The following is a 14646-nucleotide window of genomic DNA, read 5'->3' as shown; positions in this document are numbered from 1 at the left end:
TTGTTTCCGATAGTTTAAAACTGTGGCAGAGATATTATTACAATAATGGATGTATTAGGTTATAGAAAAAATTTAAAATTTGTAAGCCGTTAAATTGTCATTGAAGAATATAAACTTTATACTTATTAGGAATAGAGTAACATAAGGAGAATTACGAATGGATTGTATGACAACGAAATTAAATGATAAAGATCAATTTATAGAAAAAATTAAAAATAGTGATTCTACATTAGCAGCTTTTTATAATTATGATGCTATGAATGAACAAAATTATAAGTTGAAACTAGATCAAGCTACAAATGGTCGAGAAAAAGCTGTAGCTGCAGTTATCAGTAACTACATGGAAGATTTATCACTTAGTGAAGCTCAAGAAAATAATATTGCTCAGTTACAACAGGGGGCTAAAGTTATAATAGGAGGCCAACAAGCGGGTTTGTTTGGAGGTCCGTTATATACATTTCATAAAATTTTTTCTATTATCTCATTAAGTAATTCGCTTTCTTCCAAATATAATCAACAAGTTATCCCAGTGTTCTGGATCGCTGGTGAAGATCATGACTTTGAAGAAGTAAATCATACATTTACGTATAATAATAAGGAAGCGAAATTATATAAAACTAAATATCATACAATGGAGCCTCCTGAAACAAGCGTCTCTAATTATTATCCAAACAAATTGCAATTGAAAGATGCATTGAAGCAATTTTTAAAACAACAGCCGGAAACAAATCATACAAAAGAATTAATAGAATTGTGCCACTCAATAATAGAGCGTTATGACAGTTGGACTGATATATTTAAAGCTTTATTACATGAAGTGTTTAAAGCTTATGGATTATTGTTAATTGACGCGCATAATCCTGACTTGCGTCAAATAGAAAAACCATTTATCCAAACAATTATTGAACAACATGAAACTATTGATCATGCATTTAGAGCCACACAGGGGCAAACAATGGCAGCTGGACTAAATCAAATGATTCAAACGAATACAAATGTACATTTATTTTTAGAAGAAGATAATATGCGCCAATTAATTTCTTATGAAAATGGTGAATTTGTATTAACTAAGTCTGACAAACGTTACTCAAAACATGAGCTCTTACAGCTTGCGGAACAAGAGCCAGAAAGGTTCTCAAATAATGTTGTGACTAGACCGCTAATGGAAGAATGGCTATTTAATACAGTTGCTTTTATAGGAGGGCCAAGTGAAATTAAATATTGGGCAGAGTTACACGGCGTGTTTAACACGTTATCTGTAGATATGCCGATAGTTTTACCTCGTTTAAGAATCAGCTATATTAATGGAAGAATTGAAAAAGTAATCAATAAATATCAACTATCAGTAGATGACATTTTAACAAATGGTGTCCATAATGCTAAAGCATCTTTTATTCGTGAACACGCATCTCAAACTGTAATTGATCAAATTGAAGAAATGAAACAACAACAACAATCATTTTATGAAACAATAAAATCTGAAGTGGCAGGTAATAATGATAATGAGCAATTAGTTGCAAAAAACAATGATATCCATTTAACACAGTATGATTATTTGCTCAAACGTTATTTATTAAACATAGAACGTGAAAATGCAATTAGTATGAAACACTTTAATGAAATAAATGAATCTCTCCACCCAATGGATGGATTACAAGAAAGAATTTGGAATCCACTACAAATAATGAACGAATATGGGATAGATGTGTTCAGTCCCTCCACTTATCCACCACTTCGTTACACTTTTGATCATATTATCTTAAAACCTTGATAACATAAGGATTTAGCCCGATTTATCGTATTGATAAATCGGGCTTTTTTTGTTTGTATAAACAAAATTTTGGTGAAATTTGTATAATTAGTGGAGGATAGTGGGGAGATGTGGTAAATTATATATATGGGAAGGTGAGGTGAGTATAAATGTTCATGGGTGAATACGAACACCAATTAGATACAAAAGGACGTATGATTGTTCCATCTAAATTTCGATATGACCTAAATGAACGTTTTATTATCACCAGAGGCCTTGATAAATGCCTGTTTGGTTACACTTTAGAAGAGTGGCAAGTTATTGAAGAGAAGATGAAATCTTTACCAATGACAAAAAAAGACGCACGTAAATTTATGCGTATGTTCTTTTCAGGTGCTACTGAAGTTGAGTTGGACAAGCAGGGACGTATTAATATCCCACAAAATCTAAGACAATACGCAAATTTAACTAAAGAATGTACAGTGATCGGTGTATCTAACCGCATTGAAATTTGGGATAGAGATACTTGGAATAACTTCTATGACGAGTCAGAAGATAGTTTCGAGGAGATTGCTGAAGATTTAATAGATTTTGATTTTTAAATGGAGGAATTGAATTGTTTCATCATATCAGCGTAATGCTAAAAGAAACCATTGATTATTTGAATATTAAAGAAGATGGTGTGTATGTCGACTGTACGCTTGGTGGAGCAGGTCATGCCCAATATTTACTGAATCAATTAAGTGATAATGGACATTTGATTGCAATAGATCAAGATACTACAGCCATTGAAAATGCGAAAAATGTATTGAAAGAACATTTACACAAAGTGACATTTGTTCATAGTAACTTCCGTGAATTATCTGAAATTTTAAATGAATTAAATATTGAAAAAGTTGATGGCATTTATTATGACTTGGGTGTATCTAGTCCACAATTAGATGTACCTGAAAGAGGTTTTAGTTATCATCATGATGCAAAACTTGATATGCGTATGGATCAGACACAGGAGTTATCAGCGTACGAAGTTGTTAATGAATGGAAGTTTGAAGAGTTAGTAAGAATTTTTCATCGTTATGGCGAAGAAAAATTTGCAAAACAAATCGCCCGACGCATAGAACAAAACAGAGAACTTAAACCTATTGAGACAACGTTAGAATTAGTCGAAAGTATCAAGGAAGGTATTCCAGCAAAAGCACGACGCAAAGGTGGACATCCAGCAAAACGAATTTTTCAAGCTATTAGGATCGCAGTTAATGATGAATTAGCAGCATTTGAAGATTCTTTAGAACAAGCTATAAATTATGTAGAAGTAAACGGTAGAATTTCAGTTATTACCTTCCATTCATTAGAAGATCGTTTGTGTAAACAAATGTTCCAAGAATATGAAAAAGGACCTGAAGTTCCAAGGGGATTACCAGTTATACCTGAAGCATACACGCCTAAATTAAAACGTGTTAACCGTAAGCCCATTACTGCTACTGATGAAGATACAGATAGTAATAATAGAGCGCGTAGTGCCAAGTTACGTGTTGCAGAAATTTTAAAATAAGGAGTGAACCTTGAGTGGCTGTAGAAAAAATTTACGAACCATATAATGAAGCAGAACAACATTCTCCTGAGAGACAACCCTCGACAAAACCACAAACCAAAACGGTAAAGAAGAAAGTTGTAGTACAATTAACGAAGTTTGAAAAAATGTTATACATAGGATTAATAACAATTATTGCTTTGATAAGTATATATATGCTATCTTTAAAAATGGATGCGTATGATACTCGAGGTAAAATTGCAGATTTAGATACAAAAATTGAAAAACAAGCAAGTGAGAACAGCGCAATTGAATCTGAAATTAAAAAGAACTCTTCTTATGAACGCATTTACGACAAGGCTAAAGATGAAGGAATGAGCCTGAAGAACGACAATGTAAAGGTAGTGCGTAATAATGGCGAAGCGAAAAATTAAATTAAAAAAACCCAGAATACCTAAGATACCAATAAAACAAAATAAAATAGGGGCAGTCCTACTCATCCTTGGATTCGGGCTGCTCTTTTTTATGTTAATCTTAAGGTATTCTTATATCATGCTAACCGGACACTCATCTGGTGAGGACTTAATTTTAAAAGCCAACGAAAAATATTTAGTAAACACGCAACAGCAACCCGAAAGAGGTAAAATATATGATCGTAATGGTAAAATTTTAGCTGAAGACGTGGAACGTTACAAATTAGTAGCGGTAGTTGATAAAAAGGCAAGTGAAGGTAGTGACAAGCCTAAACACGTTGTAGATAAAAAGAAAACAGCTAAAAAATTATCAGAAGTGATAGATATATCTGCAAAAGATATCGAAAAAAGACTACAGCAAAAAGGAAGTTTCCAAGTTGAATTTGGACAAAAAGGAACAGATTTAACATATCAAGAAAAAGAAAAAATTGAAAAGATGAATTTGCCAGGTATTACATTGTATCCGGAAACTGAACGCTTTTATCCTAATGGTAACTTCGCATCACATCTTCTTGGCATTGCTCAAAAAGATCCAGATTCAGGAGAGCTAAAAGGTGTGATGGGTGTAGAAAAAATCTTTGATAGTTATTTATCAGGACAAAAAGGTTCATTGTCATATATTCATGATATTTGGGGTTACTTAGCTCCTAATACTAAGAAAGAAAAAATGCCGAAGCGTGGCGATGATGTGCATTTAACCATTGATTCTAATATTCAAGTCTTTGTAGAAGAAGCACTTGATAAAATGGTTGACCATTATGAACCTAAAGATTTATTTGCGGTAGTTATGGATGCTGATACAGGTGAAATCTTAGCATTTAGTCAACGACCAACATTTAATCCTGAAACAGGTAAAAACTTTGGTGAGAAATGGGCAAATGATTTGTATCAAAACACTTATGAACCTGGTTCTACCTTTAAATCATTTGGTTTAGCAGCGGCTATCCAGGAAGGTAAATTCGATCCTAATAAAAAATATGAATCTGGACATAGAGATATAATGGGCTCAAGAATCTCTGACTGGAATAAAGTTGGTTGGGGCGAGATACCAATGTCTCTAGGATTTACTTATTCATCTAATACATTAATGATGCATTTACAAGATTTAGTTGGTGCAGATAAAATGAAATCGTGGTATGAAAAATTTGGATTTGGTGAAAGTACAAACGGTATGTTTGATGGTGAATCGACAGGTGGAATTGCGTGGGAAAATGAAGCGCAACAAAAAACGTCAGCCTTTGGACAATCTACAACTGTAACACCAGTACAAATGTTACAAGCGCAATCTGCTTTTACAAATAAAGGAGAAATGCTGAAACCATGGTTCGTTGATTCGGTAACAAATCCAGTTACAAAAGATACTTACTATAAAGGTAAAAAGCAAACAGCTGGTAAACCAATTACTGAAAAAACAGCAAAACAAGTTCGTAAAGAACTAGATAAAGTTGTTAATAGTGAAAAAAGTAATGCCAAAAATTATCGAATTGATGACTATGAGGTAGCAGGTAAGACAGGTACTGCTCAAGTAGCCGATTCAGATAATGGCGGTTATGTCGAAGGTGAAAATCCTTATTTTGTAAGCTTTATCGGAGATGCGCCGAAAGATGATCCTGAGGTAATTGTTTACGCAGGTATGAGCTTAGCGCAAAAAAATGATCAAGAAGCATATGAAATGGGAGTTAGCAAAGCATTTAACCCAATTATGGAAAACACATTGAAATATTTAAATGTTGATGACAAGAAGACAAAAGACATGTCAGACGTTAAATATAGTAAAGTACCTAATGTCTCAGGAAAAACAGTTCAAAAAGCAGAAGATAGTCTTAATGCTAAGTCATTGAAACCTATCGTTATCGGAGATGGAGAAAAGGTTGAAAAACAATCTGTATCTGCTGATAAAGAAGTGTTGCCTAATAGTAAAGTATTACTATTAACAAACGGCAACATTACGATGCCAGATATGAAAGGTTGGACTAAAGAAGATGTCATTGCTTTTGAACGTTTAGCAAATGTAAAAATAGAAACTAAAGGCAGTGGCTTTGTTAACGAACAATCTGTATCAGAAGGTCAGCAACTTAAGAAAAATGATAAAATTGAAGTGAAATTCGAAGCAGAAAACGTAGATAGTGAAGCAAAATAAATAAAGCGAATTAACACACAGCTTTAAATAAATGAGGTGTAAATAAGAGGTCAAGACAAAGTTTGGTAAGTTTAATATTAGGTGCTTTTTATCCTAATATGTACCTTTGTCTAGCCTCTTTCCTCATGTTATATTGTTTTAGGTGTTAATGAGATATATTACAATTCCATAATATATAAAAAGGAGAATAAGATGGTTTATTTACTCGCAATAATTGCATTTTTAATTACATTTATATTAGTACCAGTTTTAATACCTACCTTAAAAAGGATGAAGTTTGGTCAAAGTATTAGAGAAGAAGGCCCTCAAAGTCACATGAAAAAAACTGGAACACCAACAATGGGTGGCTTAACATTCCTAATTAGTATTATCGTAACCTCTATATTGGCGATTATATTCATGGATAATTCTAATCCGGTCATTTTATTATTATTTGTCACAATTGGTTTTGGATTGATTGGATTTATCGATGATTATATCATTGTTGTTAAAAAGAATAATCAAGGCTTATCGAGTAAACAGAAATTTTTAGCACAGATTGCTATTGCGATTATCTTTTTCATATTAAGCCAAGTATTCCAATTAACTAGTTTTTCTACAGGCATTCATATTCCATTTACAGGCATTGAAGTTCCATTATCACTTGCTTACGTAGTTTTTATTGTCTTTTGGCAAGTTGGTTTTTCAAATGCGGTTAACTTAACAGATGGGTTAGATGGATTAGCAACAGGTTTATCAATTATTGGATTTGTAATGTTTGCAATTATGGCGTATTTCCAAGGTGCAAACTCAATTGGTCTATTTTGTATAATTATGATTTTTGCATTACTTGGTTTCTTGCCATTTAACATGAACCCTGCGAAAGTCTTTATGGGTGATACTGGTAGTTTAGCCCTTGGCGGTATTTTCGCTACGATTTCAATTGTATTAAATCAAGAATTATCATTACTATTGATTGGATTTGTATTTGTTGCTGAAACATTGTCAGTAATGATTCAAGTAACATCTTTCAAATTGACAGGCAAACGAATTTTCAAAATGTCACCATTACATCACCATTTTGAATTGGTGGGTTGGAATGAAAAGAAAGTTGTAACAGTATTTTGGACAGTTGGTTTAATCACAGGTTTAATCGGATTATGGATGGGAGTGCACTAAAATGCTAAAATATACAGGTTTAGAAGATAAAGATGTCTTAGTCATTGGTTTAGCAAAAAGTGGTTACGAAGCAGCAAAGTTGCTTAATAAATTGGGTGCACGTGTAGTAGTTAATGACGGCAAAGATTTGACACAAGACTCTCACGCCAAAGATTTAGAAAATATAGGGATTAAGGTAGTTGGTGGAGAACATCCATTAACATTGTTAGATAATGACCCTATCATCGTTAAAAACCCTGGCATACCTTATACTGCACCTATTTTAGAAGCAGCAGTTGCTAAAGGATTAACGATTTTAACAGAAGTTGAATTAAGTTACTTGGTCTCTGAGGCTCCTATTATTGGTGTTACAGGCACAAATGGTAAGACTACTGTGACATCGTTAATAGGTGATATGTTTCAAAAAAGTAGGTTAGTTGGTAGAATTTCTGGGAATATAGGATATGTTGCCTCAAAAGTGGCACAAGAGGTAACTGCACAGGATTATTTAGTTACAGAGCTTTCATCTTTCCAATTGCTAGGAACAGAGCAATATAAGCCTCATATCGCTATAATTACTAATATTTATTCGGCACATCTAGATTATCACGAAACATTAGAAAATTATCAAAATGCCAAAAAACAAATATATAAAAATCAAGATGAAAATGATTACTTAATTTGTAATTATCAACAACGCCATTTGATAGAATCAGAAAATGTTAAAGCACGTACATTCTACTTTTCAACGCAACAAGAAGTTGAAGGTATTTACATCAAAGATGGTTATATCGTGTTCAAAGGATTTAGAATTATCCATACGGATGACTTAGTGTTACCAGGAGAGCACAATTTAGAAAATATTTTAGCAGCTGTACTTGCTGCATTATTGGCTGGTGTACCTGTAAATGCGATTATTGATAGTTTAACAACATTCTCTGGCATTGAGCATAGATTACAATATATTGGCTCAAATAAAACCAACAAGTATTATAATGACTCAAAAGCAACAAATACATTAGCAACTCAATTTGCGCTCAATTCTTTTAAACAACCAATTATTTGGCTATGTGGAGGACTTGACAGAGGCAATGGTTTTGACGAACTTATCCCATATATGAATAATGTTCGCGTAATGGCTACATTTGGTGAAACGCAAGATAAATTTGTGAAACTCGGAGAAAGCCAAGGTAAATATGTAGTGAAAGCTATAGATGTTGAAGACGCAGTCAACAAAATTCAAGATATTATTGAACCTAATGATGTAGTCTTGTTATCACCAGCTTGTGCAAGTTGGGATCAGTATAATACGTTCGAAGAGCGTGGCAACAAATTCATCAATAGTTTCAAAGCACAATTACCGTCTTTTTAAAGGATGTGACGAATATTGGCTGATAAAGTAAAGAAGTTTGACTCAGAATACTTAAAAGAAAAGCGCGAACGACGTCGAAAACAACAAAAACAAATACAATATGTTATATTTGGGATACTGTTGTTTATAATAATAATCATTTTACTTTATATGTTTACACCACTGAGCAAGATTAATAATGTCAAAGTGGTGGGGAATGATAACGTATCGAAAAGTAAGATTGATAAAATGGTCAATGTCACTTCAAAGTCAAGGATGTACACTTTTAGTACGAAAGATGCAGAAAATAAATTAAAACAACATAAGTTAATTAAAGATGCTAAAGTAACAAAACATTTTCCTAACTCAATGACGATTAAGGTGACTGAATATCAAGTAGTGGGGTTGGTGAAAAAGAAAGATAAATATGTACCTATTTTAGAAGATGGTAAAGAACTAAAAAATTACAGTGGCACAAGTACGGATGACGGACCTATATTAGAAGGTTTTGAGAAAGATAAAAAAGAGAAAATTATCAAGGCTTTAGCAGAAATGCCATCTAAAGTTAGAGCGATGATTTCAGAAATCAAATATGATCCTAAATCTAATTTGAAGAATCAAATAAAGTTATTTACTACGGATGATATTCAAATTATAGGAAATATTAATACAATAGGTAATAAAATGAAATATTACCCTCAAATGTCACAATCACTTGAACGTGATGACTCTGGTAATTTGAAAAAGTCTGGATATATTGATTTGTCTGTAGGTGCTTCATTTATACCATATTCACAATCTGATGATTCTGAGTCAGAAAGTGATAAGGATTTAGAAGAAGGTACCGCAAAAGAAGATAAAGCAAAAGACGAATTACAAAGTGCGTTAAATGACATAAATAAGAATTCAGACTAAACTAATTAAAAATTTTGACAAATACATGTGTTTATAGTTCACAAGCTACGCAACGTATTGTAAACTAAACATAGTGTAAAATAGAAAGTAACTGTCAGGAGGTGCCTATCTATGGAGGAACATTATTATGTAAGTATAGATATAGGTTCATCAAGCGTAAAAACAATTGTAGGCGAAAAATTTCACAATGGTATTAATGTGATAGGTACAGGACAAACCTACACAAGCGGTATTAAGAATGGCTTAATTGATGATTTTGACATCGCTAAGCAAGCGATTAAAGATACAATAAAAAAAGCCTCAATTGCTTCTGGTGTAGATATTAAAGAAGTATTTCTAAAATTACCGATTGTCGGTACTGAAGTTTATGATGAAGCTAATGAAATTGAATTTTATGAAGATACTGAATTAACAGGAGAGCACATTGAGTCTGTATTAGAAGGCATTAGAGAAAAAAATGATGTCCCTGAGACAGAAGTGATTACCGCTTTTCCAATTAAATTTGTTGTAGATGGTGATAATGAAGTTTCTGACCCTAAGGAATTAATTGCAAGACATTCACTTAAAGTCGAAGCTGGCGTAATCGCAATCCAACAATCAATTTTAATTAATATGATTAAATGCGTAGAGTCATGTGGAGTCGATGTATTAGATGTTTATTCTGATGCTTATAATTACGGCTCTGTATTATCAGCAACTGAAAAAGAGCTTGGCGCGTGTATAATTGATGTCGGTGAGGATATTACACAGATTGCCTTTTATGAGCGCGGCGAACTTGTTGATGCTGACTCTGTTCAAATGGCAGGAAGAGACATCACAGAAGATATTGCGGAAGCATTTAATACAACTCATGAAACAGCTGAAAAAATCAAACATCAATACGGACATGCTTTCTTTGACTCAGCTTCAGATCAAGATGTATTTAGTGTTGACCAAATCGATAGTGAAGAAGACGTCCAATATACACAAAAAGATTTAGCTGATGTTATCGAAGCACGTATGGAAGATATCTTCTTTAGTGTATTTGATGTTTTACAAGAATTAGGATTAACAAATGTAAATGGTGGTTTCATTGTCACTGGTGGTTCTGCAAACTTACTCGGCGTCAAAGAATTACTACAAGACATGGTAAGTGAAAAAGTTAGAATTCATACACCATCACAAATGGGAATCAGAAAACCTGAATTTTCTTCAGCAATTTCAACTATTTCTAGTAGCATTACTTTCGACGAATTATTAGATTATGTTACAATTAGTAATCATGATAGTGAAGATTTCGAAGAAGAAGTAATCGAGTCTGATAATAGAGAAAGTGCTTCCAAATCAAATGGTTTTGATTGGTTTAAGAAAAAATCAAACAAGCAAGATGATGAACCATCATATGTATCTGATGAACCAAGTACAACGACAACATCAGAATCGTCACATAGTACAACTGAAAATGACGATACATACGAATACGAAAACAAAAATCATGAGCCTGAACAAAAAGAAGAAGGTAAATTTAAAAAATTGATGAAATCTCTATTCGATTAATTGCCCATTAAAACTAGGAGGAAATATAAATGTTAGAATTTGAACAAGGATTTAATCATTTAGCGACAATAAAAGTCATCGGTGTAGGGGGCGGCGGTAATAACGCTGTAAACCGTATGATTGACCATGGAATGAATAACGTTGAATTTATTTCAATTAACACAGACGGACAAGCATTAAACTTATCAAAAGCAGAATCTAAGATTCAAATTGGTGAAAAGTTAACTCGTGGTTTAGGCGCTGGTGCTAACCCTGAAATTGGTAAAAAAGCTGCTGAAGAATCACGCGAACAAATTGAAGACGCGATTCAAGGTGCTGACATGGTATTCGTTACTGCTGGTATGGGTGGCGGTACAGGTACTGGTGCTGCTCCAGTTGTAGCTAAAATTGCTAAAGAAATGGGATCGTTAACAGTAGGTGTTGTAACTCGTCCATTCGGTTTCGAAGGACGTAAACGTCAAACACAAGCTGCAGCAGGCGTTGAATCTATGAAAGCTGCTGTCGATACATTAATCGTAATTCCAAACGACCGTTTATTAGACATCGTTGATAAATCAACACCAATGATGGAAGCCTTTAAAGAAGCAGATAACGTACTACGACAAGGTGTTCAAGGTATTTCTGATCTAATCGCTGTATCAGGTGAAGTAAACCTTGACTTTGCAGACGTTAAAACAATCATGTCTAACCAAGGTTCAGCATTAATGGGTATTGGTGTTTCTTCTGGCGAAAATCGCGCAGTTGAAGCAGCTAAAAAAGCTATTTCTTCACCATTACTTGAAACTTCAATTGTAGGCGCTCAAGGTGTGTTAATGAATATTACTGGTGGCGAATCACTATCATTATTCGAAGCACAAGAAGCAGCTGATATTGTACAAGATGCAGCGGATGAAGATGTGAATATGATTTTCGGTACAGTTATTAATCCTGAATTACAAGATGAAATTGTAGTTACTGTTATTGCTACTGGTTTCGAAGACAAACCATCAGTTCAAGCACGTAAAGCTTCTAATACTGGATTTGGTTCAAGTGCTACTAGCTCAGCAAAAGATGATTCATTTGCTTCTAACTCAGCTCAATCATCACAATCAACACAATCTTCTGAGTCATCAAGTGAAGGTAGAAGTCATACAACAAAAGAAGATGACATCCCAAGCTTCATCAGAAATAGAGAAGAAAGACGTTCTAGAAGAACAAGAAGATAATTAAAGTTATTACTGTGATTATCTGTTAATAATGGTAGGGAATTAGAATCAACTTAACCATTTTATAATGTCATCAGATCCAGAGATCTGGTGACATTTTTCATATAGTTAGACAACTGAATACTATGTATTTAATAAAACATAATGATTAATCATTTGGAGGAGTGAAACATGATGGAAAAATTTGAAAAGTATAATCATGTTTTATTGTATAAATCGCAAAATATCGACAATATCACTCTTGGTATTACCACTAGAGAACAAGGAATCAGTCCATACCCTCAAAATGCCTTTAATATGGCCAGATATATTGATGATGATCAAAATAATGTGACGCAACATCAACGACAATTAGCAGAAATTATCAACTATCCACGTGAACAATGGGTCTTTCCAATTCAAACACATGAAAATCGTGTCGCACATATTACACAGTCACAGCGCGGTACTAATATTGATGAATTAACAGATGCATTACATGGTATTGATGCTATGTATTCATATGATTCGGATGTCTTACTGACGATGTGTTATGCTGATTGTGTACCTATTTACTTTTATAGTGCAAAAAACAACTTTATTGCGTTAGCGCATGCTGGTTGGAGAGGTACAGTGAGCGAAATCGTTATTGAAGTAATTAAAAAGATTGATTTTGATTTACAAGAATTATCGATAGTCATTGGGCCTGCTACCTCAAATTCATATGAAATTAATGAAGATATTAAATCAAAATTTGATACTTTAGCTATCCCAAGTGAAGATTATATCGAGTTTAGAGCTGAAGATCGATATGGTATCGATTTGAAACAAGCGAACAAATTATTATTAATGCATGCTGGCGTCCCAGAAGCTAATATTTATATTACTAATTATGCAACTTCTGAAGACTTATCATTGTTTTTCTCGTATAGAGTTGAACAAGGAAAAACTGGTCGGATGTTAGCATTTATTGGACAGTAAATTAAGAGGTGTAATACAGTGAATGTACAACAAAATTATGACACAATAAAAACTGAATTAGATACATCAATAAAGAAAGCAGGAATTTCCACACAACCTAACGTGATTGCTGTTACAAAATATGTTACAATAGACCGTGCTAATGAAGCTTACGATGCAGGCTTAAGACACTTTGGAGAAAACCGTGTTGAAGGTTTTCTAGCGAAACAAAATGCTTTACCTGACGACGCAGTATTTCATTTTATTGGTACACTTCAAACACGAAAAGTAAAAGAAGTTATTAATCAAGTGGATTATTTTCATGCGTTAGATCGTTTGAAATTAGCTAAAGAAATTCAAAAACGAGCAGAGCATAAAGTAAAATGTTTTGTTCAAGTTAATGTCTCCGAGGAAGAATCTAAACAAGGCATAACTATCAATGAAATTAATGATTTTATCGAGGCTATTAAAGAATATGACAATATAGAAGTTGTTGGTTTAATGACAATGGCACCTCTAACAGGTGATGTTGACTACATTAGACAGTTATTTAACACATTAAAAGAGAAACAATCAGAAATTCAAGCGCTCAATTTATCATATGCGCCCTGTACAGAATTATCAATGGGAATGAGTAATGACTATCAACTTGCAGCAGAAGCAGGTGCGTCATTTGTGCGAATTGGGACTAAACTTGTAGGAAAAGAGGAGTGAGCCCGATGGCTTTAAAGGACTTATTTAACGGATTTTTCGTAGTTGAAGAAGAGGATGAAGAATTAGAGGCGCCACCAGTAGAAGAAAACGAGAATCAACGACAACAAAAGCAAGCACAGGCTCAGACTAACTTTAATGAACAAGCACAACAACCTAAATATGACAATACAGAAAGCGCACGTGCAATTCAATCAGTGCCTAAAAAACAATCTTCAAGACAGCAAAATGGGTCAAATGAACGTAAATATCAAGTGAACCACAATTCACCGAAAAACAATACAAGGAATGTTGTTAATATGAATCAAGACCAAGGTAATCACAATTATTTACAAGAAAGTTCAAAAATGTGTTTATTTGAGCCACGTGTTTTTTCAGACACTCAAGATATAGCTGATGAACTTAAAAATCGCCGAGCTACTCTTGTGAATTTACAACGTATTGATAAGGTGTCTGCAAAACGTATCATCGATTTCTTAAGTGGTACGGTATATGCAATTGGTGGAGACATTCAACGTGTCGGCTCAGACATCTTTTTATGTACACCAGATAATGTAGAAGTAGCTGGTAGTATTACGGACCATATTGAAAATATGGAACAAGGTGAATAGAGGTTAGAAAATTATGGATATTGGACTTTTAGCTACTATTTTTAATTTTATATTAATCGTAGTACAAATATATTATTACGGAATGATTGTCTATTTCTTTATGTCATGGATTCCTAATGCTAGAGAAAATAAATTTGGCCAATTTTTATCAAAAATATACGAACCATTTTTAGAGCCTTTTAGGAAAATCATCCCACCAATCGGTTTTATTGATATTTCATCAATTGTAGCTATTATAGCACTTGTACTATTTCAAAGAGGTTTAGCCAATATATTTAACTTAATCATTAGTAATTTGGCTTAACGTTCAAACGAAGTACATATTAGATATTTAGTAATGTTAAAGC

14 protein-coding genes are annotated in these 14646 nt (G+C 33.4%); all 14 read left to right on the top strand.

What is annotated here, in order from left to right; translation table 11 throughout:
• The first annotated feature begins 157 nt into the window (after positions 1 to 157).
• The 14 genes from bshC (at position 158) to MUA37_RS08540 (ending at position 14603) form a co-directional block, all read left to right on the top strand.
• Entirely contained in the window at positions 158 to 1771 is a 1614-nt protein-coding gene (gene bshC, locus MUA37_RS08605; protein ID WP_002510904.1) for a bacillithiol biosynthesis cysteine-adding enzyme BshC, read from the top strand.
• A 149-nt stretch (positions 1772 to 1920) separates the two neighbouring features.
• Positions 1921 to 2352, top strand: a complete 432-nt coding sequence (gene mraZ, locus MUA37_RS08600) for a division/cell wall cluster transcriptional repressor MraZ (RefSeq protein ID WP_002510905.1) — start codon at positions 1921 to 1923, stop codon at positions 2350 to 2352.
• Positions 2353 to 2366: 14 nt separating this feature from the next.
• The gene (rsmH, locus tag MUA37_RS08595; protein WP_021458932.1) at positions 2367 to 3302 is read left to right on the top strand and encodes a 16S rRNA (cytosine(1402)-N(4))-methyltransferase RsmH; all 936 of its coding nucleotides are present in this window, start codon (positions 2367 to 2369) and stop codon (positions 3300 to 3302) included.
• Between the two features lie 14 nt (positions 3303 to 3316).
• Positions 3317 to 3715, top strand: a complete 399-nt coding sequence (ftsL, locus tag MUA37_RS08590; protein ID WP_021458931.1) for a cell division protein FtsL — start codon at positions 3317 to 3319, stop codon at positions 3713 to 3715.
• Positions 3696 to 5894, top strand: coding sequence for a penicillin-binding protein (locus MUA37_RS08585; protein ID WP_262624504.1), 2199 nt, complete (start codon positions 3696 to 3698; stop codon positions 5892 to 5894). The genes ftsL and MUA37_RS08585 overlap by 20 nt, the downstream gene beginning before the upstream one ends.
• A 192-nt stretch (positions 5895 to 6086) precedes the next feature.
• Positions 6087 to 7052, top strand: a complete 966-nt coding sequence (gene mraY, locus MUA37_RS08580) for a phospho-N-acetylmuramoyl-pentapeptide-transferase (protein WP_002510909.1) — start codon at positions 6087 to 6089, stop codon at positions 7050 to 7052.
• A 1-nt stretch (position 7053) separates the two neighbouring features.
• Positions 7054 to 8403, top strand: coding sequence for a UDP-N-acetylmuramoyl-L-alanine--D-glutamate ligase (gene murD / locus MUA37_RS08575; protein WP_021458929.1), 1350 nt, complete (start codon positions 7054 to 7056; stop codon positions 8401 to 8403).
• A 15-nt stretch (positions 8404 to 8418) separates the two neighbouring features.
• Positions 8419 to 9297, top strand: coding sequence for a cell division protein FtsQ/DivIB (locus MUA37_RS08570; RefSeq protein WP_021458928.1), 879 nt, complete (start codon positions 8419 to 8421; stop codon positions 9295 to 9297).
• A 111-nt stretch (positions 9298 to 9408) separates the two neighbouring features.
• Positions 9409 to 10833 carry a cell division protein FtsA gene (ftsA, locus tag MUA37_RS08565; protein WP_002510911.1) on the top strand — a complete coding sequence of 475 codons (1425 nt, stop codon included), beginning with the start codon at positions 9409 to 9411 and terminating at the stop codon, positions 10831 to 10833.
• A 29-nt stretch (positions 10834 to 10862) separates the two neighbouring features.
• Positions 10863 to 12038, top strand: a complete 1176-nt coding sequence (ftsZ, locus tag MUA37_RS08560; RefSeq protein ID WP_002510912.1) for a cell division protein FtsZ — start codon at positions 10863 to 10865, stop codon at positions 12036 to 12038.
• Between the two features lie 171 nt (positions 12039 to 12209).
• The gene (pgeF, locus tag MUA37_RS08555) at positions 12210 to 12998 is read left to right on the top strand and encodes a peptidoglycan editing factor PgeF (RefSeq protein ID WP_262624503.1); all 789 of its coding nucleotides are present in this window, start codon (positions 12210 to 12212) and stop codon (positions 12996 to 12998) included.
• Between the two features lie 18 nt (positions 12999 to 13016).
• Complete coding sequence (locus MUA37_RS08550) at positions 13017 to 13691, top strand: YggS family pyridoxal phosphate-dependent enzyme (RefSeq protein WP_021458926.1); 675 nt, start codon at positions 13017 to 13019, stop codon at positions 13689 to 13691.
• Positions 13692 to 13696: 5 nt separating this feature from the next.
• Positions 13697 to 14299 carry a cell division protein SepF gene (locus tag MUA37_RS08545; protein WP_021458925.1) on the top strand — a complete coding sequence of 201 codons (603 nt, stop codon included), beginning with the start codon at positions 13697 to 13699 and terminating at the stop codon, positions 14297 to 14299.
• Between the two features lie 13 nt (positions 14300 to 14312).
• On the top strand, positions 14313 to 14603 hold the full coding sequence (locus MUA37_RS08540) for a YggT family protein (protein ID WP_002510916.1): 291 nt from the start codon (positions 14313 to 14315) through the stop codon (positions 14601 to 14603).
• The last annotated feature ends 43 nt before the right edge of the window (positions 14604 to 14646 follow it).

The sequence above is a fragment of the Staphylococcus arlettae genome (assembly GCF_025560845.1).
GTDB classification, from domain to species: domain Bacteria; phylum Bacillota; class Bacilli; order Staphylococcales; family Staphylococcaceae; genus Staphylococcus; species Staphylococcus arlettae.
Note: the sequence above shows the minus strand (reverse complement) of the source record. Positions and strands in the feature narration are given on the sequence as shown.